Here is a 23,919-nt window from a genome sequence, read left to right on the forward strand (position 1 = left end):
GGGCAGGACATGGCGAAAAAAAGTAAATTAGATGCGCTGCTTCAAGCAACTGACAAAATCATGGGGTCAAAAGGAGTCTCAAAATTTACGCAAACCTTGGACAAAGCGGTGGGGCCTCTTTCAGCTGCGGTTCAAGGGGCTTCTGGTGTGGCCAATCACCAAATCGACGTTCACGCTGAAAAACACAAAGATGACGTCAAAGTGCCAGATCTGGCGGGTTTAAGTCGCGAGCAAGCGCAAGCGGTTTTGGATCAATTTAAGTTGACGTCAGCATTTGTCGAGTTGACGCAACCTGCCACGAAATTTGCGACGCTTCGCCCCAACACTGTGTTCAATACTGTCCCCAAAGCCAATGTCACCGTACCTGCTGGCAGCTTTGTTAAAGTGCTGTTGGTGTCAGAGGCGTTGATCACCGCCAGTCAAGCGCTAGTCGATCAGGCTACTCGGCGCAAACAAAAGCGCAAGGCAGCCGCAGTTGGCTTGGCGTCAAAGCTCGGCCATGGCACTGTGACGGCAGTGACCAGTGCCACCAAGTTGCCCAAAAAGCTTTCACGCAAGCCTAAAGTGATCGATGGGGAGTTCGTCGATGTGCCTGATAACGCCGAGAAATCCGATGCACCGAAATAATGGTTAAAAAAGAATTTGATGAGGGTGTTGACAAAACGATGAGAAGAGTTTAATGTTAGTTTCATCAAATAACAACACGCGGAGGAAATTCATCATGAATAAAGCCATTATCATTACGAATCAAAATACTGCGTTGTTGCGTGATCGATTGTTGATTTAGTCGATCGCGGCATTTTCATATGCGGCCATCGACGAACGGTGGCTGCAACGCCACTGAAGCAAACTCGGTGGCTAGCCAATAGGGTCTAGCTATACACAAGCAATGTGTGAAGCTAGGGCCTATTTTTTATTTTCTCAACGCATCTCAAACAACTTTATGGAGGCAATACTTATGCGCAAACAGATCAAATTTTTCGATACGACATTACGTGACGGCGAACAAACCATTGGGGTCAACTTCTCGGTTGAACAAAAAGTTGAGATCGCCAAAGCCTTAGAGACTTGGGGCGTAGATTACATTGAAGCAGGATTTCCGATCGCTAGCCCAGAAGACTTCCGCGCCGTCAATGCCATTGCCAAAACCATCAAACATACTACTGTCACTGGCTTAGCCCGCTTGGTGCGCAAGGACATGGACGCCGTACGCGATGCCATTGCCCCAGCCCCGCATCAAATGCTCCACACGTTTATTGCCACTAGCCCGATCCATCGCCAATATAAGCTGCATATGACCAAAGCAGAAATGATCGCCAAAATTCGCGCTGATGTCGCTTATGGCAAATCGATGTTTGATGTGGTGGAATTCAGCCCAGAAGATGCTTCACGCACAGAACCAGACTTTTTAGTGGAAGCGGTGCAAGCGGCGATCGATGCTGGCGCCACCATGATCAACATTCCAGATACAGTCGGCTATGACGACCCAGAAGAATTCGGCGCGATTTTTGCCAACCTCAAAGCCCACATTGCTGAATTTGACCGTATCGAATGGGCGGCTCACACGCATAATGATCTCGGCATGGCGATGGCCAACGCGATGGCGGCGATCTAAAATGGCGCCACTCAAGTACAAGGGACGATCAATGGCTTAGGCGATCGCGCCGGTAACGTCGATGAGATCCAAGTGGCTGCAGCGATCCATGTGCGCGGGGATTTTTATGATGCGACAACCAACATCAACCTGCCAGAAACCAAGCGCGTTTCGGAACTGGTGGCACAAGCGTCAAGTATCGCCGTTGGGCCTAATCGACCGATCGTCGGCGCTAATGCCTTTGCCCATGAATCTGGGATTCATCAAGACGGCATGCTGAAAAATCGCCAAACTTATGAGATCTTAGTCCCAGAAGATGTGGGCATGCACACCAGCTTACCATTAGGCAAACTGTCAGGGTCACACGCGGTGATGAACAAACTCAACGAAATGGGCTATCATGTTGATCGCGCGATGATGACCGATATCTTTCCAATGTTTAAAGCGATCGCAGATGAAACTGACTTAGTGAAACCGGCGGAAATGGTTACCATGATGCAGGCGTATAAGACACAACAGCAACAACGCGCCTAACTTAAAAGACGACTGTGAAGGCAGTCGCCTTTTTTGCGCTGTGTCGCTATTTTGGCGGAACTGCTATGGAATCTGGCAGGTTCTTGTACCACTACACAAAACGGGAAACTGTATCATGAATCCTCAGTAGTACAGGCCATCAATGAGAACGATGCCATTTTTAGTGTAACCGCAATCTCGTGAAACAGCGAACGGACTAATGGTTTCACACCACCGCCAAAAAAGATTTTGCATTCGCATGAGAAAGCCAAAGAAAAGGCTTGCAAGATGCAAAGGAGGTGTTATACTAAGAATGTAAAATCTGTGACATGGTAATCACATTTTAGGAGGCACTTAGATGAAACAGTTAGACAAAACCGAAACCAACTATTGGGAAGGTTTCAACGGCGGCAACTGGCAACGCGAAATCGATGTTCGCGACTTCATTCAGCAAAACCTGACACAATACAATGGCGACGAAAGCTTTTTGGCTGGACCTACTGAAGCAACCACGACCTTGAACAATCAAGTTCTCAACTTGAAGAAGCAAGAACGTGCTGCTGGCGGGGTCCTTGATGCTGACACCAACGTGGTTGCCACGATCACAAGTCATGGCCCAGGCTACTTGAACAAAGACCTGGAAAAGATCGTTGGTTTGCAAACTGACAAGCCATTCAAGCGTGCGTTCATGCCATTTGGTGGCATCCGTATGGCTGAAGATGCGTTGGAATCTTATGGCTACAAGCCAGATCCAGAAATGCACAAGATCTTCACTGAATATCACAAGACCCATAACCAAGGTGTCTTTGATGTTTACACGCCAGACATGCGCAAAGCGCGTCACTACAAGATCGTGACTGGCTTGCCTGATGCTTATGCGCGTGGCCGGATCGTGGCTGATTTCCCACGTATCGCCATTTATGGGATCGATCGTTTGATGGCTGACAAGTTTGACGACTTCCAGCACATTGGCGATGGCGAAATGACGGATGATGTTATCCGCCTGCGTGAACAAGTTTCTGATCAATATCGGGCTTTAGGCGACATGAAGAAAATGGCTGCCAGCTATGGCTACGACATTTCCAAGCCTGCCACTAACGCCCAAGAAGCCATCCAGTGGATCTACTTTGGCTACTTGGCCGCAGTTAAGACCCAAAACGGTGCTGCGATGTCTGTTGGCCGTATCGATACCACGATCGATGCCTTTATCGAACGCGATATGAAGCGCGGTATCTTGAACGAAAGCCAAGCACAAGAATTGATCGACCACTTGGTGATGAAGTTACGGATGGTTCGCTTCATCCGGACTGAAGAATACAACGCCTTGTTCTCAGGCGACCCAATTTGGGCTACCTTGTCCTTAGGTGGCGTTGGCTTTGACGGTCGTCACCACATTACCAAGACGGCTTTCCGCTTCTTGAAGACTTTGGACAACATGGGTGCGGCTCCTGAACCAAACATCACGTTACTTTGGAGCGAAGCTTTGCCTGATGGCTTCAAGCGTTATGCCACTGAAGTTTCCATCACTAGTTCCACCATCCAATATGAAAACGATGATCTGATGCGGACTGAATGGGGCACTGACTACTACGGCATTGCCTGCTGTGTTTCCGCACAACCAATCAAAGACGGGGTTCAATTCTTTGGCGCTCGTGCTAACTTAGCCAAAGCGATCTTGTATGCGATCAACGGTGGTGTCGATGAAATCGGCGAAAAGCAAGTTGGTCCAGAAACCAAGCCAATCACTGATGAAGTGATCGACTATGATGACTTCATGAAGAAGTTCTCTGTTCAAGCTGACTGGTTAGCAGACGTTTATGTGAACGCCTTGAACGCTATCCAATACATGCATGACAAGTACTATTATGAAGCTGCCCAATTGGCATTGAAGGACACGCATTTGAACTACACCTTCGCCACTGGGATCTCTGGGTTCTCACATGCGGTTGACTCCATTTCTGCCATCAAGTATGGTAAAGTTCACGTCATCCGTGATGAAAAAGGTGTGGCAGTTGATTTCAAGGCTGAAAACAACGACTACCCACGCTATGGGAACAACGATGATCGTGCTGACAGCATTGCCGTTTGGCTGATCAAGTGGTTCTATGCGAAGATGAACACGCATCACTTGTATCACAATGCGAAGTTGTCCACTTCTGTTTTGACCATCACCTCTAACGTCGTTTATGGTAAGAACACTGGTACCACCCCTAACGGCCGTCAAAAAGGCGAACCATTCTCACCTGGTGCAAACCCTGCATACGGTGCTGAAAAGAACGGTGCTTTAGCTTCTCTGATGTCCACAGCGAAGATCCCTTATCACTATGCAACTGACGGGATCTCCAACACCTTTGGGGTAACCCCAAACACCTTAGGCCATGATGACGAAACGCGTAAGGATACTTTGGTCAACATGATCGACGGGTATATGCACAACAACGGGATGCATTTGAACATCAACGTCTTCAATAAAGAGACTTTGATCGATGCGCAAAAGCACCCAGAAGAATACCCAACCTTGACTGTGCGGGTATCTGGCTACTGCGTATACTTCGCTGATTTGACCAAGGAACAACAAGACGATGTTATCGCGCGGACGTTCTTTGAAGAAATGTAGTTTTCGTTAACGGTAAATGTGACAATAGACAAGAATTTCACAGTCATGCAGCGGGAGTCGCATTGCGGCTCCCGTTTTGCCTAAAGGCGCAAAATCATTTTGCGCTTTTAGGCAAAGCGACTTGTGCGACTGCAGTAGGGGGAATGATCATGAAATTATTTGAAAATACCAACACACCAACCAATTTGATGGATGTGGTGGAAACACCTGAAAACGGCCCGATCAAAGGTTATGTCCACTCAGTTGAAAGTTTTGGGGCAGTTGATGGCCCTGGCATTCGCTTCACCGCGTTTTTACAAGGGTGTCGGATGCGGTGTCAATATTGCCACAACCCTGATACTTGGAATATCGGCGTCGGCACGGAAATGACTGCCGATCAAGTGCTTGATGATGCCGAACGCTACAAAGCCTTTTGGGGCGATACTGGTGGGATCACTTGCTCTGGTGGCGAATCGTTGGTGCAAATCGACTTTTTGCTTGATCTGTTCACCAAAGCCAAAGCTCGTGGGATCTCCACGTGCTTGGATACATCAGGCAACCCGTTCACGCGCGATCAACCTTGGTTTGATAAGTTTGAGCAACTGATGGCAGTCACTGATATTTCCTTAGTTGATATCAAGCATATCAACTCTGCCGAACACAAGAAACTGACTGGTTTTGGCAATGAGAACATTTTGGATATGATCCAATACATGTCCAGTCATCACTGCGATATGTGGATCCGCCATGTCTTGGTGCCAGAACGCACCGATTATGATAATTATTTGACAGAATTAGGCGATTATATCAAGACTTTAAATAATGTGCAGAAAGTGGAAGTGCTTCCGTATCACACGTTAGGGGTCAAGAAATATCATGAATTAGGGATCGCTTATCCACTTGAAGGGATCGAACCGCCGACTCCTGATCGCATCAAGAACGCTGAAAAGCTCTTACACACCGCTGACTACACCGGTTACAAGACTTGGAAGCCTAAGAAGTAACATCTTTTTACAACAATAAGCTAGAAGTGACTTTTATAGTTGCTTCTTTTTTTGTAATACCTTATCATTAAGAAAGCATCTACTAAATCTAAGGAGAATATCGCCATGAAAACCCCTCAAGAAAGCATTTTCTCGTCGAAGACCCTGACATATTTCCTACAACTCGCAGACACGATGAATTATACCCAAGCCGCGCAACTGTTAGGCATCACGCAACCGGCATTGACCCAACAGATCAAAAAGCTTGAACGCACAGTTGGTACGCCGCTGTTTTACTCCATTGGCAAAAAACTGCGCTTGTCTGAAGCTGGCGTCACGATGTTGCATGCCACCCAGCAGATCTATGAAGTGCTCAATGTGGCCACAGATCGCATTCAAGAAGCCTCTGACGCGTCGAATGGGAAGATCAACATTGGGTTATTGGCATCGGTAGAAGACTCTGCATTTGACGCGTTTATTGCCGATTACTATACGCACAATCCCCATGTGCAAGTGACCTTGCGCATGCTGACGCGTCATGAGATCTGGGACAAGTTGGAAAATAACCAAATCGACTTGGCCGTGATGTACTTACCTGATGAAACCATCAAACATTGGGATCCTTATGCCACCAAGAAGATCATCGACGAATCCTTGGTATTTTTGCATCATGATCACGACATGTCCCATCGCAAGCGGGTCCGCTTAGCTGAAACCATTGCCCAGCCTTGGGTGACTTATCCAGAAGGGTATTTCTTAAATCAGTTCATCCATGAGAATTTCAAAAACAAAATGGTCGATGATCCGCGTTCAGTGGCCCAATTCACCACGCCTTATCAGCTGATGCAATTCATCAATCGCACTGGCGTGAACACCGCTTTACCTAACAGCTTCTATGAAGCCCATAAAGACCAGATCCATGCGTATGCGACGGCTTTTGAGCCTGGGATCAACTTTGAATTGTCTTTTGTTTACCGCAAACGTAAAATTCAGATCCCGCGGATCAAGCAATTCTTGGAATCGTTTGACGAATATTTCCAAGAATCAGATTATTTATCGCGGGTCGCTCAAAACCGTGTTAAACTGAATGAGTAATGCGAAAATCGTTTCAATTAAAGGAGCAAATTACTAATGACGACATTGATTTTTGGACATCAAAACCCTGATACTGACGCGATCACCAGCGCCATCACCTGGGCTGAATTTCAGCGTCAATCCGGCAACACGGATGTTGAAGCTGTCGCTTTAGGCACCCCCAACGACGAAACCAAGTTCGCCTTGGACACATTCAAGACCCCAGCACCACGCGTGATCGACGCTGCCAATGGCGCTGACGTGATGTTAGTTGACCACAACGAAGCCCAACAATCGGTTGCTGACCGTAAAGATTCCACGATCGTTTCCGTGGTCGATCATCACCGTTTTGCCAACTTTGAAACGGCTGCACCTTTGTTCATTCGCGCAGAACCAGTGGGCTCATGCAACTCCATCATTTACAAGATGTACAAGGAGAATGGTTTTGAGATCACCCCACAAATCGCTGGGTTGATGTTATCAGGCGCCATTTCTGATACCTTATTGCTCAAATCCCCAACCACCACTGACTTGGAACGCGAAATTTTGCCAGAATTGGCGAAGATCGCTGGCGTTGATTTGCAAGAATATGGCTTAAACATGTTAAAAGCCGGCACTAACTTAGCCGCCAAGTCTGATTTGGATATTGCTGAAGGCGACGCGAAGTCCTTTGATATGGGCGGCAAAACCGTTCGCATCGGCCAAGTCAACGTGGTGGATCTCAACGAGATCTATGCGCGCCAAGCTGACATTGAAGCCACTTTGAAAGCTGAAAGCGAAAAGAATGGTTACGACTTGTTCTTATTGGTTGCCACTGATATCTTGAACTCCAACTCCACTGGTTTGGCTTTTGGTGAAGGCAAAGACAAGCTTGAAGCTGCTTTTGGCACCAAGTTCGACGCCGATGCACGTTTGGCTTTACCGGGTGTGGTTTCACGTAAGAAACAAGTGGTCCCACCATTACAAAAGGCTTTTGAAGCTTAATATCGTCTGTAAAGCCGCGTGTGTTGCGCGGCTTTTTTGCTAGGAGGGAACAAATATGGAAAAAGCCCAACAAATCGACAGCATTGTCAAATTCTCCAACGCTTTTGGTCCTAGCGGTTTTGAACAACCGGTAGTCAAAGCTTATCGCGACGCAGTGGCTGATTTTGGCACCACAAAAATCGATGGGATGTTTAACGCCATCACCAAGCGGCAGGGGAACACAGGGGAGCAGCCGGTGGTGCAATTAGACGCCCATGCTGATGAAGTTGGCTTATTGGTGCAAGCAGTGCGCCCCAGCGGCTTGTTGAAATTCGTCACGTTAGGTGGGTTTGTGCCAACTAATGTCCCAGCCATGCGGGTGCTCGTCCGTAATCGTCGCGGCGAATATATTCCCGGGGTCGTCGCCACCAAGCCGCCGCATTTTATGACGGCAGCAGAGCGCAATGCCGTGCCCAGCATCGCTGAAATGAGCGTTGACGTCGGTAGCACCAGCCGCGAAGAAACCATCAAGGATTATGCCATCGATACTGGTTGTCCGATCGTACCAGATGTGGCTTGCACTTATGACGATGCGCACGGAATGTTTTTTGGAAAAGCCTTTGATGATCGCGTTGGCGTAGCTGCCATGGTCGACACGTTAACCACGCTTGATGGCGAAAATTTGAATGTTGATGTGGTGGCTGGTTTATCCACGCAAGAAGAAGTCGGCTTGCGTGGCGCTTATGTCACAGCGCGCAAGATCCAAGCAGATTTGGCGATCGTGTATGAAGGCGTACCGTGTGATGACACCTTTGAACCAGATTGGCTGAGCCAAACGCGCTTAAAAGCTGGTCCGATGTTGCGTGATCTGGACACCACATACATTGCCAATCCAGCATTTCAGCAGTTCACAGCGGATCTGGCTGATGAATTGCACTTGCCATACACGCGTGCCGTGCGCACTGGTGGCGGCCAAGATGGTGCTGCGATCGGTTATTGGCAAGGTGTGCCAACGATCGTCGTCGGCATCCCAGTGCGTTATGAGCACACCGCATACAACTATACGGCCTTAAGCGATTTTCAAGCAGCAACCAGCTTGGTGAATGAATTATTACGCCGATTGGATGCTGAAACGATCGCTAGTTTCAATTCAGTCGATTAACATCGCAAAATGACCTTAGGCGCAGCTCAGCGCTTAAGGTCATTTTTTTCGGGAAAATTCTGCGGTTGCAAATGTGCACGAGAAAGTTTGTCGACGCATAGTTGTTCAGCAACACAAGCCAGCGCGACTCACAGCGCGTTGTGAGCACACGAGCTGAAGTGCTGTGCAACTTGGTTGGCGGCAGGTCAGCTGGCATCAGCATCAAGCGCGATTTGCGCGCAGTTTACAGTTTAGTTAATCGGATGATCCAAGCGAATTTGGCTTGGATCAACTCCGGTTGCGTTACTTCGTATAATATATATTATGTAAACTAGAATAGGAGAATGAATTTCCAGGAAAAATATCAGATTGCCCTTCTGTTTTTGAGCCAACAAACGCATGGTGACCTCACCAAAGAATTTAACGGTATGAGTTTGAGTTCTTGAGCGATTCTCGTTCAGCTCAAGCCGAGCTAGAATGCGCATGGCAACCCATGAGCGTAATTTGTTATGGATAATGGTTTGATGCTGATTTCCGCATTGCTGTGCTGGTCAGTGTCGCGTTTGCGAACTTTGCACCATGATCATACCATCCAGCGATACAAACGTATTTACCGATAAGAAGTTCCAAGTTTGTCTCGTTTGACTGCAGTCCTTATATGAACGATTGCAATCGAATGGATCATATTGAACAAATCGTGCGACACAAAGTAAGAGCCACAGAACTAGTGCCTGTGACCCTCCGGAAATATGTTAGTCAGCGCCTGGAGTCAACCATTATTTTGAACGTGATTGGCATACAGCAAGATACTTATAACGACGACACTGATGATTGCACCACAAACCAAACTCAACCACCAGTAGCTGGTTGGTAAAACAAACCAGAAGAATACGGCACTGGCCGCCAGCCATACGAGTAAGCCCACCGCGAGAAGCTGGCGCAGGCTTTTCTTAGGTGTATCATACATTGGCACGGAAACGTTGACTGACAGCACCACCAAAACATAACCGCCAACCATCAATGCTGAAAATAGCGGGTTATGATACGATACTATTGCCATCAAATTGTTGCCACGGACAATTTGCAGGATTAAGGCACCAATGATAAACACATTTTCCGCGATAAATGCTAAACGGATATTTCGAAGATTTCGTACGATCAGCCGTTCATCTTTAATTTTCTTCATGGTCTTCCCCCACCCAAAATACCGGATCAAGCGTCTCATTAAGTTGCTGACAGATGCCAATGCACAGTTTCAACGAAGGGTTGTAGTCGCCCTTTTCAATCAAACTCAGTGTTTGACGGGTAATGCCAACGGCCTCAGCCACCTCTTTTTGAGTCAAGCCGCGAGCCAGCCGAAGTGTTCTCACCTTATTTTGCAAGCAGATACCTCCAATGGAAAATATACATTCCATTTATACGTAAATTATATATGACGTTAAGGACGCTTGCAACCCTTTTCAGATTGATTGTTAGCATCGGCAGAGTTGTGATCGGGTAGTTCTGTATTTCTGGCTTTTTAGAAGCCCTCGTATCGAGACTGTGGTGGTGACCTTGCATCTTACCTGAGGTACAACGATTGTTGCTATAATTTTCGAGTGCCACGCGCAGAAGTGTGTGATAGATAGCGGCTGTCATTTACACCTTAGAAGACATATAAATACTAGCTATATGCCGCTTCGTTGAACCAAATCTATTGCAGCATCACATGTTTGCTCGTAAGCGATTCCTCGTGCGTACTCGTTGGCTATCTGATATTTAGACCATAGTTTTTCAAGTGTTGGGTCTGAACGCAGGGCTTGAATAGTTTGCACATATTTTGGCAATAATGACTCTGTTCCTCGAAGTTTTGCTGTCGCCAATAATGCAACTTTAAGCGTTTGAAAGTCAATATTTTGGATTTGAATTTTGTCAAATAGAAATAGGTCATAATAGTCCTTCAATCTCGTATTCAAATCTTTTCGCGCTACCATAGATTCAAGCTTTTCGGCTAAAATTGTCTCTCGATTATACGCCATAACCATAACTTCTTGGTCGTTAAAGATTGTGTGATGATGCCACGAAATCTCGCGTGGCGTGATTGTATCTCCAGTTGACACATCAATCTTGGTATTGATTTCACTTGCATATATTTTAGCCGTCAGGTGAATACGAAAGCCAGCGTAATCTTCCGCGACGCGAATATCGTCAATCTTATCCATACTGAGTGTCACATTGCCGTCTGAATCATTCATGTTGACAATTTCAGTGAATACTTTAAGAATTTCCGTTTTGGTGACCGGTATTCCTTTAACAGATGTATCAAGGTCTCGGGTTGATCTGGTATCGACGCCCAGCATAGATGCAATTAAGAAGCCGCCTTTTAAAATAAGATTATTTCGATATGCAGAACGTGAAATTCAGTCAACAATTTCGTCAAGAACGACCTCTTGCATTAACAGTTGCGGATCAATATGCTTCTCTCTGGCAAGATTGCGTACCTTCGCCTTAAATTGCTGACCATTAGTGAAACCGAGTTTCAAAGTAATACCTCCATGTAAGCTCTGATTTTTGCTTTTACCTTGAAAATTTCACTGTACTCGCTTAGACGATGCAAGTTTTTGTCCTTCATTTGCGCATACGCCACCATTGCCTGTTTAATGGTTTCGACATCAGAAGCGTCACGCGTTCTTAAAATATCGCATAACGTTCGTTCAATATTGTAAGTGCGCACAAGATGTTGTCCTGGACTTTTAATCGTCTCAACGCCCAACCCCTGCCACTCTGCTTTTTGCTGATAGACTTGGACTGGGTATCGGTCAATGGCCGTCGGGTGGTAGCCCAATGGAAAATTCATCTGGTAGGTGCCCGGTGTTCGATCAATCATGCCATGCAAAAACAACGCAGTGTCTTTGAAGTAGACGCCTTTACTGAATCGATATTGAAGGATATACATATCGTCTTCAAAAATTGCTGGATCAATGTACACACCGCGATCCACCCGCTCCAATTTGCCTTCACTGGTGAGATCGCTCAACAAGTGCGGATTAATTCCTGCAGCTGAAGCTTGTTGTCGGGTAATCTGGCCGTTGTTTCTTCTTAAGATTTCGCTCAATATATCAATTTGCATCACGCCACCCCCGTTCAAACACAATTATAGCACATGAGTACGTTTGAATGTGCTAATGACAGTTTCTATCGCACATGTTTTCGATTGGGTTAAAATTCTCATATTTCTATATGGGCTACAATTTAAATCAATCTGCGTGTAAATATACGCTGTATATTCACACGTCAAAGTACATCCAGTAGCGCCCAGCTCTTGCTACCGAAAGATTCATCACACTAGAACCTTATCAGATAAGGGCTGGCGGGGTGTTTGTTGCACTTGATGTTGGACGCCACAACTAGAATAGGAGAATGAATTTCCAGGAAAAATATCAGATTGCTCTTCTGTTTTTGAGCCAACAAACGCATGGTGACCTCACCAAAGAATTTGGCAGTATAAGTTTGAGTTCTTGAGCGATTCTTGCTCAGTTCAAGCCGATCTGAAACGTGCACAGTAACCGTAAATAACGATTTGAATGCTGATTTCCGCATTGTTGTGTCGATCAGCATTGCATTCTCGAATTCTGCATCATGATCACACGTTAGCCGATAACACGTGCCGACATGCAACCATTCATTGCTATTTCATGGTATGTATTTTCAATTTGGTCATTCAGCGTTACGCTCACAAACTCTGCACCATGATTTGCCTTCAGTGATTATCAAAATGATTTTTATCCAATGTTATTCACCGACCCGAGCATCCGCCAAGGCCATGAATGTATGCCTTGTACGCCGTTCATGAACGTCACGAGGACTTTTGTGCTGGATCGTGATTTGCAATACGCAATAAACGTCCATCGAGACGTTCTGGTTACGCTGATGCACGCAAAAAGCACAGCCTGGTTCGACTGTGCTTTGATGTTCTTATTGTGCAACGATATTCAGTCAATGCCAAATTTGTAAGTATGCCATGAGTGCAAACCACGCCCAAGCAACTACTAACCAGCGCCGGCGCCGATGGTCTTGTGGCAAGGTCCAGATGATGGCCAGTGGTAACAACATCATCACATAGTTTCCGAGAGTTGTTGTAACTGGCGTGTGTACTTGAGGCTTATGTGCGCGCACAACCAAGGTAATGATGAGCAACAGTGCCCACACGCCAATGGTTGCCAAGTTGGCGCCGGTTAATTTCAAATGTTCTCGATTAGGTTTCATTTTCATACCTCGCATGTTGGTGTGAGAGAACTCGGAAACGGTCTCAGCTGTTTCACGTTATCTGGAACGTACAACTAGGCGCGACTCTAGCGCGACTCGCCACGTGTGTTCGAGAATCCAGGCGATCAGTGCAATCTGCCAAGCCATATTAAATAGTGTATCTCCTGTCCCGTGCGTCCAGAACTTTGCTCGACCGAAAATGCGATATTGGAACGCTGATAGGACCACACTGATGATCAATGCAGCAAAAATCCCAAATCCCCAGCTCCAACGGTGGATCTGTTTTTTGATGCCAGGAAAAGCTTCATCTGGTAACGTTTCGATGACTTCACCCACGCGGCTTTTTCGCAGGAACCAAACTAGCGGAAGTGCGTAGAGTCCCAACCATATCAGCAAGGCACCGCTCGCAGGAAGCAGTGAAGGTGGGATTACGAACGGTGAAAGACAAAACACCAGTAACATACACAACGGCAGGAGCATTGCCCGCCATCCTAGGACAGAATCTGCGTGTGTCAGTGCTTCGTCGCTAAGCACTGGCAGACCAAAAATATAACGATAACCCCACTTTTTCATTGCACATTCCCTTTCACCATCACTGGTTTGCGCATAAACGACCTATCTAGATCTATGTATCCCCCGTTCAAACATAGTTATCGCATAAAAGTGTGTTTGAACGGGCTAATAGCAATTTCTATCTCACATGCTCCTGATTGGTTTTATATTCTCATATTTCTGTAGGGACCGCAACTGAAACTAATTAGCGTTTAGATATACGCTACATATTTATCAAAGTACTACTAAATAGTAGGCTTCTGCTTCATCCAATGCGACGAGGCTTCTCCGCTTTTGTACGATCATATATGATATAATCAACAGGCAGAAAGTTGATGACGGTTGGCAAATCCAATCACATTGCGAGGTGGTCGCCTATGGGTGATGATCAAACTCTAAGTGGAAGGAGGTGCCTTGTTGATTCCCGTTGCTGATGCAATCATGATGATGATCGGTTTTGGTAGCTTAATTGTTGCCATACTCGGACTAGTGGTTGTAATCGTTAAAGCGATGACCGAAGACAACAAAAAAGATCGTCGGTAAACTTCTGCGCAGGAGTTGACGATCTTTGAGGTCTTCAATTAATGCCAGCCGTCTTAAACGGTCTGCATGGAGCGGTGTGTTCGTAGCGCACCGTTCTTTTTGTACTTTAATTATACCACACAAGATCGATGATCAGAAGACACATTAATTGCAAGGTTCGTGAGTTGCGTTAGCCCCGTTATTCGTAACACCATCACATCTGGTTGAAAGTGGATGATTGCAATTGGTGCCGTCACAATACTGGAAAATGACGACCAAGCAACTTCCTCCGCGGTGATTTGTGGAATCTACCGTGATCAAAGTCGCCTTCATACTTGATTAGTCTTTGCTGAGCCACGAATAATCAGATTGATTGCCAATAATAGATCACACAGTCGTCCAATCGCCAAGCAGATCCAAGATCGCTTCAGCGTCACGCTTTGATAGAGAAACACTTGACTTGCCAACAACACCCCTGAGTATGAACGACAATGGCGATTGATCATGGCAACAACAAACGCTATTGCACCTGAGCAACAATCAAAACAGCCTGGCATAGTGTGACGATTTTCTTGCTACAAGCGATCTAGTGTCCGGTCGTAAATGCGGTGTAGGTCACGTATCGCACGCGGTTAGCCATAAAGTGGATCTCAACGAGGTAATTTGCGACAACGTTATACTTGGTCGTTAGATTCTTCGTTGCAAATAGATCAGTCAACCGGACTTGGTACTGATCGTCGCTTATCCTTGATAAGCCATAGCGCCTGGTGATCGTTTTTGCTCGATTGTCGTAATCTGTGGCAATCAAGTGCAGCGTAGGCTTGCCTTCCAAGGCGATGGGCTTCTTATTGGCGACAAAGCGAAAGTTAAGCGTCATCGGCTTACCGTTGAATTCTAGTAGCGGCCCGGCACCGTCTAAATTGAGAACGGATCTTTCAATTTTCTGGCGCTGTTTGGCCGTTTTTTGATCAATTTCACTTTGCCGATAAGTACGGATCCACGGTGCGCGTTTGTCACCAGGAATCGCATATGTGGTCAAAACATCCGACGAACTCCAATTTCGATCTGTGCCTTTGATCAAAAAGTAACCGACGCTCCCTACCAATACCACGATTATCAAAAGCGCTAATGCTAGCCAGCGGTGCTGTTTTGTCATCGCTTTTCTCCTTATAAAAGTGAATGAAATATCGTCTGTGTGTCACTTGAAGTGCAAGACAGAAGTTAGACAAAGGATTGCACTTCAACTATGGTCGCCGGTTTGATGATGCGCTTTTATTTATGACTGATCGATTGCCTTCAGACGTGTGAGGACTATCTGAATCGCTTCAAGTGAAGGTACGATCGTTTGACTTTTGCCTGGACGAGTCAGTTCCCAATCGATGGAACCGTTGTTGCTTTGACCTGATAACTTCTTTAAGTCTTCGGCAGTATAGCCTAAGCGGTCGGCTAACTGCCACATGACGTTCAGTTCCCGTTTGGCTTGGCGGCGCTTAGTGATGAGAATCACCGGTAAAGCAATCACGGTGATCAACGCAAAAGCGCCGGACACGACAGGAATATCGATCGTCGTCAAGCCAACAACAATCGAATCGAAGTGATGCGTCTTCAAGGGATGAGCCAAAATCTACCTCCTAATTTCCTGCACAAATCGACCTGTGCATATCTCCAGATGAGTGTAGTTTTCAGGTTTAACGCCCGCCTCCCATCGCTCAATTCGCGTCTTGTGACATCAGCGTCGACATTTGGGCAAATGACAGCCCAAATGTTGTCACGTCGTAACGGTCAGGCAACAAGATCGAGTGTTTTGCCAGTTCTGCGGCGGCAGTTGAATATGTCACCGGCGAAGGCGAAACGGTATAAATTGGCGCACCAGTGAAAGTGTGCTGGCCGGAATTGGTGATCTGCGCGGTGATACAACTTCTAAAATAGCCGTGAAATAACATTTTAGTTCTCACCGCTAAAGTCGGTGTTGCATGGCCAAGCACGAAGCATGCGATCACACCGTATACGATGATGGAAAGGACACGGTTCAGCGTCCACGATTGTTTGTGCATCTTGAGTTCCTCGAAGTTTAATGTTAAACCGCTCACCTGTATCAAGTCCAAGGCTTTGATCATGCACTTAGTTTGCCACAAGAAGCAAATTGAAATGCAGCTACCAATGCGCATGTCTTTGCTTCTAAATTGCCAGCTATTCGTTATCGCCTAAAGGAGCGGCCGATCTTCGCCAGTTGTTCTTCGGACAATGCGCGCACTGCCCAAAGAATGCCATACTTGACGCCAAATGCGATCAGAAAAAATACGATTGCCGCCATCAGTGGATATGCGATGAAGAAAAGCAAGGTGCCCATGATGTATCCTCCTCCAAAAAACGTTACGTCAGCCAGCTGAGGTGTTGCCAGGAATTCATATATTGACATTGTAAGCTCTTTCATTAATAAGTACAAATATTTTAGTTAATGCAAGTAGACAACAGCGAAATACTGAAATAAGTTCTCGCAATTGGACGTCGACCAAGATCAAGCGAGGATTCGATAATTCAGCCTAGACACACTAACGCCGCAACTCGACGCCTGACACCGGTTAAAAAACGGTTGGCCGAAGTTGATGCCAAAGCTTCTGGCAACTGTGAAGATCTTGCCTATTTGATCAAATTTAGACTGAAATCCGATATTTCGATAATTATAGAATTAACGAACCATGCTTACAAAGTCTTCAAAAACCCTGGCAGCACCCCATCGAAAACGATTTGATTCAACTCGACTGATTTGGTTTGGCCTTGACGCGCGATCGTAACTAATCCCGCTTCTTGCATGATCTTAAGGTGATAAGAGGCTGTTGACTTGCCCACATCAAGTTGACTTACAAGCGTGGCATAAGCCATCTGGTTATGTTGCTCATGTAAAAGGCGCACGATCGTCAGCCGATTCTCGTCGGCTAACGCTTTGAAAATTTTGACACGCCATTCATCATTGCTGATCGATTGTTTGATATTCATAGAATTATCACACCATGTCCTTTTTGCCATTTTATTAGCTGAAACCGTTGCGTTTAATCGCCGCCTAGAATCTGCCGGATCCCACCGCGCGCATGTGCCACATCACCTGACCAGCGCGGGATCAAGTGACAATGCGCATGCCACACGCTTTGTCCACCAGCGGTATTGACATTAAACCCAACGTTATAGCCATCTGGATGGCTGGTTTGGTCAAGGCGGACTTTGCCGCGTTGGAGTAAATCTTGAATGGCAATCAATTCATCTGGTGTCAACGCAAAGAAATCATGACAGTGACGCTTAGGAATCACCAACAAGTGCCCTGGCGACACAGGGCTACGGTCTTCAAACGCCAAGGCTAAGTCATTTTGATCCACGATCCGCTGATCTGGTAAGCGACAAAATGGACACCAACGCTCCAGACACACGCGTTGGTTGGCGTCTGGTTCAAGTCCAACTTTTCTGATGAAGCCAAATTTTTGATAAAAGTCAACCGCCTTGAGTGACGCTGAGATCTCAATGCGACAGGCGTATTCGGCTAGTGGGTCGTGTAATAATGTGGTCATCAGCTGGCTTTTGACGCCTTGTCCTTGCATTTCCGGGGTGACAATGAGGCCAAACAATCTCGCTTCATCGCTTTTGCCTGGATAAGCGCCGATTGCCCCACACGCGGTGATGCCAGAATTGGTGACCCCGACGTAACAGTGCGTGTGGGGCGCTTGGTCGATGACCCATTCAGGGGTCAGCTCATATGCGTTATTGTTGCAGGTTGTGGTTGTCGAAACGCGTGCCACTAATGCCGCTACTGACGCGGCATCTGCAGGCTGAAACCGCCGAAAGTTCATGTTACGTCACCCCTTCACAATTTTAATCATAGTATACCGCGACGCCATCAAAAAAGCGCCCACCGATGATGGACGCTTTAGCCTATAAAGTCGGCAACGCTGGTTTGGAGAAATAATACCCTTGAAATAGCTTGATCCCAAGGGATTTGGCATACGCCACTTCTTCAGCGTTTTCGACGCCTTCTAAAATAAAGTCCAAGTGACATTCCAGGCTGACTTGATACCAAAAATCGATCCGTTCGCGCATTTTTTTAGCGGAATTGGCTTCGCGCAAGTTTTGCATGGCGAACTTCACACCATCAACATATGGCAGCAAGTCGCGCACCACTTCAAAAGAGTTGTCTGAGCCAACATCATCGATATCGATCCGCACCCCACCAGTGCGATAAATCGCCGTGATCTGGCGCGTCGTCATGATGTCTGGGACATCAGTCACTTCTACCGTGAGCTCCTCTGGGCCAAAGGGTTCGTTTTTAAAGGCAGTCAACACTTCAGCGACGTGTTCATCAGCAAATTGCGCGGTAGTCAAGTTGATGGCGATGCGGCGCGTGTCGCACACGGCTAAGGCTTTTTGCATCAAGTTGACTTGGGTCTCAACGGAAATATCAAACATGTCCGGCAAGATCCAGCGGTCATGTTCATGATCAAATAAGCGCAGTAGCAGTTCGTTGCGGTAGCGTTCAGGCGTGCCGTTGGCAACAGTCATGATGCCTTGGGTGAAGTAAGAATATGTGGCGATCAAATCATTGGCGCCTTTGGTACGGATCGTTTCGCCTTCAACAGTGATCGTGTCGCGTCCGGCACGTTTGGATAAATACAAATTGTCATCGGCGCGCTTGTAGGTGTCGTCAATGTTTTGATCGCTGGCGCGCACTTGGGTCAACCCCATGGATAACGTCACCGCTACGTCAAAATCCTCATAGTGATAATGCGCTTTGCGCACCGCCGTCCAACAAGCGGTGATGATCGGTAGCACTTGCGCCGGTTGCATGTCGGGAAACACGATATTGAATTCTTCTCCGCCAGTGCGGTAAATATGATGCGCTTGCCCATATTGGGTCAACACGTCAGACAAGGTGGTGGCCACCCCAATCAAAATGGCATTACCGGCTAAATGGCCGTAATGATCATTGATCTGCTTGAAGTGATCGATATCCAGTGCGACCAAAGACAGTGGCTGGGCTTCAAGTTTGGCGGCATCAAACAGCTGGGTGACGTCAGCTTGATACAAGGAGTAGGTTTTGGCATTGGTGAGTTGGTCGTAATTGGCCAACTTGGCCAAACGCGCATTGTTAACGGCGGCGCGATGCTGGCGGATCCAAAACAACGTGGCAGCACCGGCAATGGCCATAAACATCACGATACTGCGCATCACGATGGTCAAGCGTTCATCAGGGGCGGTGAATGTTGGCAACAAGGTCCAAAACACGGTGCCCATATAAGCAAAAATTGCCAAGCTGCCCCAAACGGTATGCCGAGCTTGATGCCGAAAGACTCGCATGATCACCACGCCGATCGTCAGCAACACCAGAGACACCACAAATTCTGGCCGCAAAAAGCCAGTGGCGTGATGCATCAGCCAAATCGACAACACCCCGCCGATGCGAACGGCGAGTTCCCACCAGGTGATACCGGTATCAAGTAATGGAAAGACCATTAAAAACAAGCCGAGATCATGAAACATCACCGAATTGGAGCCGACGACATCCCCCATAATGTGTAACATTGCCCCAACGCCGACTGCCATGACCATTAATAACACGCGAGCCGCAAAACGGCGGGCTTTTTTATGATTCAGATCAAAGGCATATTGATACAGTTCTTGGTAATGGCGGACAAATCCTGACGCGAAAAAAATTGCGATCAATACTTGGGCAAACCATACCGGCCATGCGAGTTGTTGTAGCATCATCACCATGTTGACGTGGACGCCAAGCACACTCATTTCCATTATTGCGTTTTCCCCCTGCCTACACAAACATTTCTCAAGCATACCCTTAAATGCGACGCGGCACAATCACCATTTTCATTAATATTTTCAATTTATTGCATCAAAAAACGGTACTGAGCCGGTACCGTTTCAAAGGTCATTGCTCGGCTAATAATTGGTCGAGTTGGTGTAAGTTTGAGGCAAACGCGGCGTCGATCAGCGGGTTCAACACGGACCGTGGTAACGCTGGGGCTTTGGTGACCAACAAGGTTTGGTCGACTTGGGTGCCTAATGGGGTTTCACGTAACGCAAAAATCAATTGGTACTGGTGGTCTTCACTGCGATAGCCCACCAGTTTGGAGCCGGTGAACACTTGCCAGTTCAACTGGCTGGTGATCGGCGATAATTGTTTGAAGCGCGCCGGATCGCTGAGCCAGGTTTTGACGGTGACGAAAGTGGCATTGATATGATGTGAATTGACAAACAAGATCTGCATGTTGATCCCTCCAGTGAATTGATTGGCTCATGAATAGATTACGCAAAAAAACGCGATTTCATCTTTTGACCGTTCAATTTCTGGAAAAATCTCAAATTCAAGTCAAAAAAACTCGCGATTTATTCGCGAGTTTGAAATTGGCCAGCCAAGACTTGTTTTAAAACTTGTACCACGCCATAGTCATCATTCGAGCCAGTGTGCAAATGCGCATATGGCGCCATGCCGGGATTGGCATTGGCCACTAAGTACCCGTACTTCACAAAGCTGAGCATTTGCGCATCATTGAACGTGTCGCCAAACGCCATCATATGTTCAGGAGCAATGTGGCGCAATTCCCCGATCTGTGCCATGGCAGTGCCTTTGTTCACGTGTTGGGGCATGATATCGATCCATACCGGACCAGACACTGCCGCAGAGAAACGCTCCCCGAATTGCGGTTGGATCACGTTTGCAAACACTTGTTCGGCATCCCCGTTGGGCAGATACAACGTCACTTTATCCGCTTCACCTTGCCAGTCACTGAGATCATCTAAATAATCCAAATTATGGTAGAACTCGCGATAAACGCTGTCATATTGGCGATCGATGCTTGGCGCGATGGCCCCATCGATGCCACAGATCAAGGGACGAACATCTGTTTGGGATAACGCGGTTTGCACCATTTGCATGATCGCCGCTTGCGGTAACAAGTTCTTGGCGACGATGCGCCCGCGATCCGCGATCACGCCACCGTTATCAGAGATCAATACCAATGAATCCGCGTGTTTGGGAAAAATCGCCTTTAAGGTATATAGCGGCCGGCCAGAGGCGATGGCAAATTGGATCCCGGCTTGATCTAAGGCGTCGAGCGTTTGGTCAAAATGTGGTGGCAACTCCCCGGCTTCAGTCAGCAAGGTGTGGTCCATATCAGTGGCGATCAATTGTACGTCTAGCATGTTGTGCTCCTTTTACATCAGTCAATCGCCATCATATCACATTATTTCGACTGGTAAAAGCGCCTGATCAAGGCTTGGATCGCCGCATTGTCAGCTGGTTGGCCAAACGTCAGCCGCAGCCAATCTGGTTTTAAGCCGTTGCGCAACAAGTAGCCGTGTTGCAACAAATACTGGTGCAAGTCATTGGCTTGTGGCGCGTGAAAGAAAATAAAGTTGGCTTGGCTTTGGCAATACCTGATTCCCACTTCATCAAAGAAAGCTTCAAACTGGGCGCGCGCTTGAGCCACTTTTTGTTGGATGTCTGAGACAAACTTGGTGTCGTTCAATGCCGCTAACGCAGCCACTTGCGACACGCTGTTTAAATTATAGGGCAAGCGCACCGCTTGCATGGCCGAGATCAAGGCTTTGGGGATGATCGCATAACCCACGCGCATCGCCGCTAACCCATAGATCTTAGAAAATGTGCGCATCACGACAATGTTGTCGAATTCATCCAACAACTGCACCGCAGAGCCGTTTTCTTGGGTGACGAATTCCATATAGGCTTCATCGATCATCACCAACACATGCTTAGGGATTTGCTGCAACAACTTGCGCAAGTCGGCGAGTGGCGTGTAAGTGCCAGTGGGGTTGTTAGGGTTGCATAACCACAACAGCTTGGTTTTTGGCGTGATGGCTTGCACCAACCCGCCTAGATCAAAGCGACCATCGTCTTGGACTGGCACATCGATGATGTGAGCCCCTTCGATTTGGCAGTGCAGTTTGTATTCCCCAAAGGTCGGCCAAGGCTCGACCACCTCATCGCCGACTTCTAAGAAAGTCCGTGCAGTCAATTCGATCACCTCGTCTAACCCGCAGCCAAACAGCAATTGGTCAGGATCAACGTTGAGTTTCGTGGCAACTCCAAGACGCAAGGCGTTGGCATCCCCATCTGGGTATAAGCGCGTGGTGGCAAAATCAAACCCTTGGATCGCTTGTTTAACTGCGGCAGAGGTGCCAAAAGGATTTTCGTTGGCAGATAAGCGGGTGATCTTAGCGACACCAGTTTGTTTTTCTAAGTCGGCTAAAGGCGTTTCTGGGATATAAGGGTCAAGTTGGGCAATGGTTTTTTTCAGCATCGCAAACCTCCTAGAGTTTTTTGATTGCAGGGCGTTCTTTTAGTTTCTTGACGTCACTTGGGCCGATACGGCTGGCTAATTCAGTTTGGATCTGATCGACTGAAATGCCGCGCTGGGCCATCAAGACCAAAACGTTGTAAGTGAGATCAGCGATTTCTAAGATCAAGTCTGGATCCGACGGGTTTTTAGCCGCGACGATCACTTCTGTGGCTTCTTCGCCGGTTTTTTTCAAGATCTTATCCAGCCCTTTGGAAAACAAATAATCAGTGTACGAGCCTGGTTGCGGATTGGCTTTGCGATCAGCAATCACCGCTTCAAGTTCGTGTAAGGATTGTTTAGCCATGCAAAAGCGCTCCTTTCTCATCGCGATAAAAGCAACTGGTGTGGCCGGTGTGACAAGCCGGACCAGCTGGGATCACGTTGATCAACACACAATCTTCATCGCAATCCACCGCAATGCTTTCAACCACTTGGGTGTTGCCAGAAGTTTCGCCTTTGTGCCACAAGGTTTTGCGCGAACGCGACCAAAACCAAGTTTGCTTGGTGGCATTGGTTTTCTCCCAAGCTTCTTGATTCAAATAAGCGACCATCAATACTTGGTGCGTGTTGGCGTCTTGCACCACCGCAGTGACCAAGCCGTCGCCTTTATCAAAATCTAATTTGATCATCGCACTAACACCCCATTTGCTTTGAGTTGGGCTTTGACTTGCGGGATCGTCAATTCGCCAAAATGAAACACTGAAGCCGCCAACCCAGCGTCAACGGTGGTTTGGGTAAATAAATCGGTGAAATCTTGGATCGACCCAGCGCCACCAGAGGCAATGATCGGCACATTCACCGCTTGCGTCAGCGCTTGATATAAATCCAGATCAAAGCCGGCTTTGGTGCCGTCTTGATCCATTGACGTGACCAACAATTCGCCAGCACCTAAGGCCACCACTTGTTTGGCCCATTCAATGGCATCTAGATCAACTGGGGTGCGGCCACCGTCGATCACCACTTGAAAGCCAGTGGCATTTTTGCGCACATCGATGGCCACGACGATACATTGGCGACCAAATTTTTCTGCGCCTTGGGTGATCAAGTCTGGCTGGCGCACTGCCGCGGAGTTTAAGGACACTTTATCTGCGCCGGCTTTCAGCAGTGCTTGCATGTCGTCGACTGAATGGATCCCCCCGCCAACCGTTAAAGGCATGAAGACTTGGCTGGCAACGGACTCGATGGTGTCGACCATGGTTTTGCGGTGGTCAACAGTGGCGGTGATATCTAAAAATACCAACTCGTCGGCACCTTGTTGCTCATAAGCGGCGGCAATTTCGGTGGGGTCACCGACGTCAGTTAAATCGACAAAGTTGACCCCTTTTTTCACGCGGCCTTGATCCACGTCTAAACATGGAATAATGCGTTTGGTGATCATA

General features: G+C 47.3%; 27 protein-coding genes and 1 pseudogene. 8 read left to right on the forward strand and 20 right to left on the reverse strand.

The genetic code is table 11. From position 1 onward, the window contains the following. Window positions 1-9 precede the first annotated feature (9 nt). The 7 genes and pseudogenes from ACKTSG_RS00115 (at window position 10) to ACKTSG_RS00145 (ending at window position 8,885) form a co-directional block, all read left to right on the forward strand. Window positions 10-627, forward strand: coding sequence for a PASTA domain-containing protein (locus tag ACKTSG_RS00115; RefSeq protein WP_407890750.1), 618 nt, complete (start codon window positions 10-12; stop codon window positions 625-627). A 331-nt stretch (window positions 628-958) separates the two neighbouring features. Continuing rightward, window positions 959-2,128 (forward strand): annotated as a pseudogene (locus tag ACKTSG_RS00120) (2-isopropylmalate synthase). Window positions 2,129-2,465: 337 nt separating this feature from the next. Next, complete coding sequence (gene pflB, locus ACKTSG_RS00125) at window positions 2,466-4,724, forward strand: formate C-acetyltransferase (RefSeq protein WP_407890752.1); 2,259 nt, start codon at window positions 2,466-2,468, stop codon at window positions 4,722-4,724. 188 nt (window positions 4,725-4,912) lie between these two features. Beyond that, on the forward strand, window positions 4,913-5,707 hold the full coding sequence (gene pflA / locus ACKTSG_RS00130; protein ID WP_407891145.1) for a pyruvate formate-lyase-activating protein: 795 nt from the start codon (window positions 4,913-4,915) through the stop codon (window positions 5,705-5,707). A 105-nt stretch (window positions 5,708-5,812) separates the two neighbouring features. Next, on the forward strand, window positions 5,813-6,781 hold the full coding sequence (locus tag ACKTSG_RS00135) for a LysR family transcriptional regulator (RefSeq protein WP_407890754.1): 969 nt from the start codon (window positions 5,813-5,815) through the stop codon (window positions 6,779-6,781). Window positions 6,782-6,817: 36 nt separating this feature from the next. After that, entirely contained in the window at window positions 6,818-7,744 is a 927-nt protein-coding gene (locus ACKTSG_RS00140; RefSeq protein ID WP_407890756.1) for a manganese-dependent inorganic pyrophosphatase, read from the forward strand. A gap of 55 nt (window positions 7,745-7,799) precedes the next feature. Beyond that, the gene (locus tag ACKTSG_RS00145; RefSeq protein WP_407890758.1) at window positions 7,800-8,885 is read left to right on the forward strand and encodes a M42 family metallopeptidase; all 1,086 of its coding nucleotides are present in this window, start codon (window positions 7,800-7,802) and stop codon (window positions 8,883-8,885) included. Window positions 8,886-9,633: 748 nt separating this feature from the next. Here the strand turns inward: ACKTSG_RS00145 and ACKTSG_RS00150 are convergent. From ACKTSG_RS00150 to ACKTSG_RS00180, 7 genes are all read right to left on the reverse strand, one after another. Continuing rightward, a complete protein-coding gene (locus ACKTSG_RS00150; RefSeq protein WP_407890760.1) occupies window positions 9,634-10,050 on the reverse strand; it encodes a hypothetical protein in 417 nt (138 codons plus the stop codon). Further along, on the reverse strand, window positions 10,037-10,279 hold the full coding sequence (locus ACKTSG_RS00155; protein ID WP_390404351.1) for a helix-turn-helix transcriptional regulator: 243 nt from the start codon (window positions 10,277-10,279) through the stop codon (window positions 10,037-10,039). The genes ACKTSG_RS00150 and ACKTSG_RS00155 overlap by 14 nt, the downstream gene beginning before the upstream one ends. A gap of 252 nt (window positions 10,280-10,531) precedes the next feature. Then, the gene (locus ACKTSG_RS00160) at window positions 10,532-11,263 is read right to left on the reverse strand and encodes a nucleotidyl transferase AbiEii/AbiGii toxin family protein (protein WP_407891147.1); all 732 of its coding nucleotides are present in this window, start codon (window positions 11,261-11,263) and stop codon (window positions 10,532-10,534) included. Then, window positions 11,264-11,386 carry a hypothetical protein gene (locus ACKTSG_RS00165; RefSeq protein ID WP_407890762.1) on the reverse strand — a complete coding sequence of 41 codons (123 nt, stop codon included), beginning with the start codon at window positions 11,384-11,386 and terminating at the stop codon, window positions 11,264-11,266. After that, window positions 11,383-11,973: a type IV toxin-antitoxin system AbiEi family antitoxin domain-containing protein gene (locus ACKTSG_RS00170; protein ID WP_407890764.1), complete on the reverse strand. Its 591-nt coding sequence runs from the start codon at window positions 11,971-11,973 to the stop codon at window positions 11,383-11,385. The genes ACKTSG_RS00165 and ACKTSG_RS00170 overlap by 4 nt, the downstream gene beginning before the upstream one ends. An 866-nt stretch (window positions 11,974-12,839) precedes the next feature. Continuing rightward, entirely contained in the window at window positions 12,840-13,109 is a 270-nt protein-coding gene (locus tag ACKTSG_RS00175) for a hypothetical protein (protein ID WP_407890766.1), read from the reverse strand. 57 nt (window positions 13,110-13,166) lie between these two features. After that, complete coding sequence (locus ACKTSG_RS00180) at window positions 13,167-13,682, reverse strand: hypothetical protein (protein WP_407890768.1); 516 nt, start codon at window positions 13,680-13,682, stop codon at window positions 13,167-13,169. Between the two features lie 393 nt (window positions 13,683-14,075). Here ACKTSG_RS00180 and ACKTSG_RS00185 point away from each other — a divergent pair, with 393 nt between their 5' ends. Then, on the forward strand, window positions 14,076-14,204 hold the full coding sequence (locus tag ACKTSG_RS00185; RefSeq protein ID WP_407890770.1) for a putative holin-like toxin: 129 nt from the start codon (window positions 14,076-14,078) through the stop codon (window positions 14,202-14,204). Window positions 14,205-14,769: 565 nt separating this feature from the next. On the opposite strand, the gene ACKTSG_RS00190 is transcribed toward ACKTSG_RS00185, so the two are convergent. The 13 genes from ACKTSG_RS00190 to hisF form a co-directional block, all read right to left on the reverse strand. Continuing rightward, the gene (locus ACKTSG_RS00190) at window positions 14,770-15,339 is read right to left on the reverse strand and encodes a hypothetical protein (RefSeq protein WP_407890772.1); all 570 of its coding nucleotides are present in this window, start codon (window positions 15,337-15,339) and stop codon (window positions 14,770-14,772) included. 120 nt (window positions 15,340-15,459) lie between these two features. Further along, window positions 15,460-15,804 (reverse strand): hypothetical protein, encoded by a 345-nt coding sequence (locus tag ACKTSG_RS00195; protein WP_407890774.1) that lies wholly within the window; start codon window positions 15,802-15,804, stop codon window positions 15,460-15,462. Between the two features lie 88 nt (window positions 15,805-15,892). Further along, on the reverse strand, window positions 15,893-16,237 hold the full coding sequence (locus tag ACKTSG_RS00200) for a YjcN family protein (RefSeq protein ID WP_407890776.1): 345 nt from the start codon (window positions 16,235-16,237) through the stop codon (window positions 15,893-15,895). 143 nt (window positions 16,238-16,380) lie between these two features. Next, window positions 16,381-16,533, reverse strand: a complete 153-nt coding sequence (locus ACKTSG_RS00205; RefSeq protein WP_407890778.1) for a hypothetical protein — start codon at window positions 16,531-16,533, stop codon at window positions 16,381-16,383. A gap of 353 nt (window positions 16,534-16,886) precedes the next feature. After that, window positions 16,887-17,180 (reverse strand): ArsR/SmtB family transcription factor, encoded by a 294-nt coding sequence (locus ACKTSG_RS00210; RefSeq protein WP_407890780.1) that lies wholly within the window; start codon window positions 17,178-17,180, stop codon window positions 16,887-16,889. A 53-nt stretch (window positions 17,181-17,233) separates the two neighbouring features. Beyond that, window positions 17,234-18,022 (reverse strand): GNAT family N-acetyltransferase, encoded by a 789-nt coding sequence (locus ACKTSG_RS00215; RefSeq protein WP_407890782.1) that lies wholly within the window; start codon window positions 18,020-18,022, stop codon window positions 17,234-17,236. A gap of 82 nt (window positions 18,023-18,104) precedes the next feature. Then, on the reverse strand, window positions 18,105-19,973 hold the full coding sequence (locus ACKTSG_RS00220; protein ID WP_407890784.1) for a diguanylate cyclase domain-containing protein: 1,869 nt from the start codon (window positions 19,971-19,973) through the stop codon (window positions 18,105-18,107). A gap of 136 nt (window positions 19,974-20,109) precedes the next feature. Beyond that, entirely contained in the window at window positions 20,110-20,448 is a 339-nt protein-coding gene (locus ACKTSG_RS00225; RefSeq protein ID WP_407890786.1) for a hypothetical protein, read from the reverse strand. A 119-nt stretch (window positions 20,449-20,567) separates the two neighbouring features. Continuing rightward, window positions 20,568-21,383 carry an HAD family hydrolase gene (locus ACKTSG_RS00230; RefSeq protein ID WP_407890788.1) on the reverse strand — a complete coding sequence of 272 codons (816 nt, stop codon included), beginning with the start codon at window positions 21,381-21,383 and terminating at the stop codon, window positions 20,568-20,570. Between the two features lie 41 nt (window positions 21,384-21,424). Then, on the reverse strand, window positions 21,425-22,501 hold the full coding sequence (gene hisC, locus ACKTSG_RS00235) for a histidinol-phosphate transaminase (protein ID WP_407890790.1): 1,077 nt from the start codon (window positions 22,499-22,501) through the stop codon (window positions 21,425-21,427). Window positions 22,502-22,511: 10 nt separating this feature from the next. Then, complete coding sequence (gene hisE / locus ACKTSG_RS00240) at window positions 22,512-22,844, reverse strand: phosphoribosyl-ATP diphosphatase (protein WP_407890792.1); 333 nt, start codon at window positions 22,842-22,844, stop codon at window positions 22,512-22,514. Next, a complete protein-coding gene (gene hisI, locus ACKTSG_RS00245) occupies window positions 22,837-23,169 on the reverse strand; it encodes a phosphoribosyl-AMP cyclohydrolase (RefSeq protein ID WP_407890794.1) in 333 nt (110 codons plus the stop codon). The genes hisE and hisI overlap by 8 nt, the downstream gene beginning before the upstream one ends. Continuing rightward, the gene (hisF, locus tag ACKTSG_RS00250) at window positions 23,166-23,918 is read right to left on the reverse strand and encodes an imidazole glycerol phosphate synthase subunit HisF (protein WP_407890796.1); all 753 of its coding nucleotides are present in this window, start codon (window positions 23,916-23,918) and stop codon (window positions 23,166-23,168) included. The genes hisI and hisF overlap by 4 nt, the downstream gene beginning before the upstream one ends. Between the last annotated feature and the right edge of the window lies 1 nt (window position 23,919).

Origin of the sequence: Lacticaseibacillus salsurae (genome assembly GCF_045862175.1) — a bacterium.
In the GTDB taxonomy this organism is placed as follows: domain Bacteria; phylum Bacillota; class Bacilli; order Lactobacillales; family Lactobacillaceae; genus Lacticaseibacillus; species Lacticaseibacillus salsurae.

Bases quoted from the DNA above. Each gene is read 5' to 3' on its own strand.
- pflA (WP_407891145.1), top strand. From the start codon at position 4,913: ATGGATGTGGTGGAAACACCTGAAAACGGCCCGATCAAAGGTTATGTC.
- ACKTSG_RS00220 (WP_407890784.1), bottom strand. From the start codon at position 19,973: ATGGAAATGAGTGTGCTTGGCGTCCACGTCAACATGGTGATGATGCTA.
- ACKTSG_RS00215 (WP_407890782.1), bottom strand. From the start codon at position 18,022: ATGAACTTTCGGCGGTTTCAGCCTGCAGATGCCGCGTCAGTAGCGGCA.
- ACKTSG_RS00180 (WP_407890768.1), bottom strand. From the start codon at position 13,682: ATGAAAAAGTGGGGTTATCGTTATATTTTTGGTCTGCCAGTGCTTAGC.
- ACKTSG_RS00200 (WP_407890776.1), bottom strand. From the start codon at position 16,237: ATGCACAAACAATCGTGGACGCTGAACCGTGTCCTTTCCATCATCGTA.
- hisF (WP_407890796.1), bottom strand. From the start codon at position 23,918: ATGATCACCAAACGCATTATTCCATGTTTAGACGTGGATCAAGGCCGC.
- hisI (WP_407890794.1), bottom strand. From the start codon at position 23,169: ATGATCAAATTAGATTTTGATAAAGGCGACGGCTTGGTCACTGCGGTG.
- ACKTSG_RS00150 (WP_407890760.1), bottom strand. From the start codon at position 10,050: ATGAAGAAAATTAAAGATGAACGGCTGATCGTACGAAATCTTCGAAAT.
- ACKTSG_RS00145 (WP_407890758.1), top strand. From the start codon at position 7,800: ATGGAAAAAGCCCAACAAATCGACAGCATTGTCAAATTCTCCAACGCT.
- ACKTSG_RS00115 (WP_407890750.1), top strand. From the start codon at position 10: ATGGCGAAAAAAAGTAAATTAGATGCGCTGCTTCAAGCAACTGACAAA.
- hisC (WP_407890790.1), bottom strand. From the start codon at position 22,501: ATGCTGAAAAAAACCATTGCCCAACTTGACCCTTATATCCCAGAAACG.
- ACKTSG_RS00230 (WP_407890788.1), bottom strand. From the start codon at position 21,383: ATGCTAGACGTACAATTGATCGCCACTGATATGGACCACACCTTGCTG.
- ACKTSG_RS00190 (WP_407890772.1), bottom strand. From the start codon at position 15,339: ATGACAAAACAGCACCGCTGGCTAGCATTAGCGCTTTTGATAATCGTG.
- ACKTSG_RS00205 (WP_407890778.1), bottom strand. From the start codon at position 16,533: ATGGGCACCTTGCTTTTCTTCATCGCATATCCACTGATGGCGGCAATC.
- ACKTSG_RS00155 (WP_390404351.1), bottom strand. From the start codon at position 10,279: ATGGAATGTATATTTTCCATTGGAGGTATCTGCTTGCAAAATAAGGTG.
- ACKTSG_RS00135 (WP_407890754.1), top strand. From the start codon at position 5,813: ATGAAAACCCCTCAAGAAAGCATTTTCTCGTCGAAGACCCTGACATAT.
- pflB (WP_407890752.1), top strand. From the start codon at position 2,466: ATGAAACAGTTAGACAAAACCGAAACCAACTATTGGGAAGGTTTCAAC.
- ACKTSG_RS00140 (WP_407890756.1), top strand. From the start codon at position 6,818: ATGACGACATTGATTTTTGGACATCAAAACCCTGATACTGACGCGATC.
- hisE (WP_407890792.1), bottom strand. From the start codon at position 22,844: ATGGCTAAACAATCCTTACACGAACTTGAAGCGGTGATTGCTGATCGC.
- ACKTSG_RS00210 (WP_407890780.1), bottom strand. From the start codon at position 17,180: ATGAATATCAAACAATCGATCAGCAATGATGAATGGCGTGTCAAAATT.
- ACKTSG_RS00175 (WP_407890766.1), bottom strand. From the start codon at position 13,109: ATGAAACCTAATCGAGAACATTTGAAATTAACCGGCGCCAACTTGGCA.
- ACKTSG_RS00225 (WP_407890786.1), bottom strand. From the start codon at position 20,448: ATGCAGATCTTGTTTGTCAATTCACATCATATCAATGCCACTTTCGTC.
- ACKTSG_RS00170 (WP_407890764.1), bottom strand. From the start codon at position 11,973: ATGCAAATTGATATATTGAGCGAAATCTTAAGAAGAAACAACGGCCAG.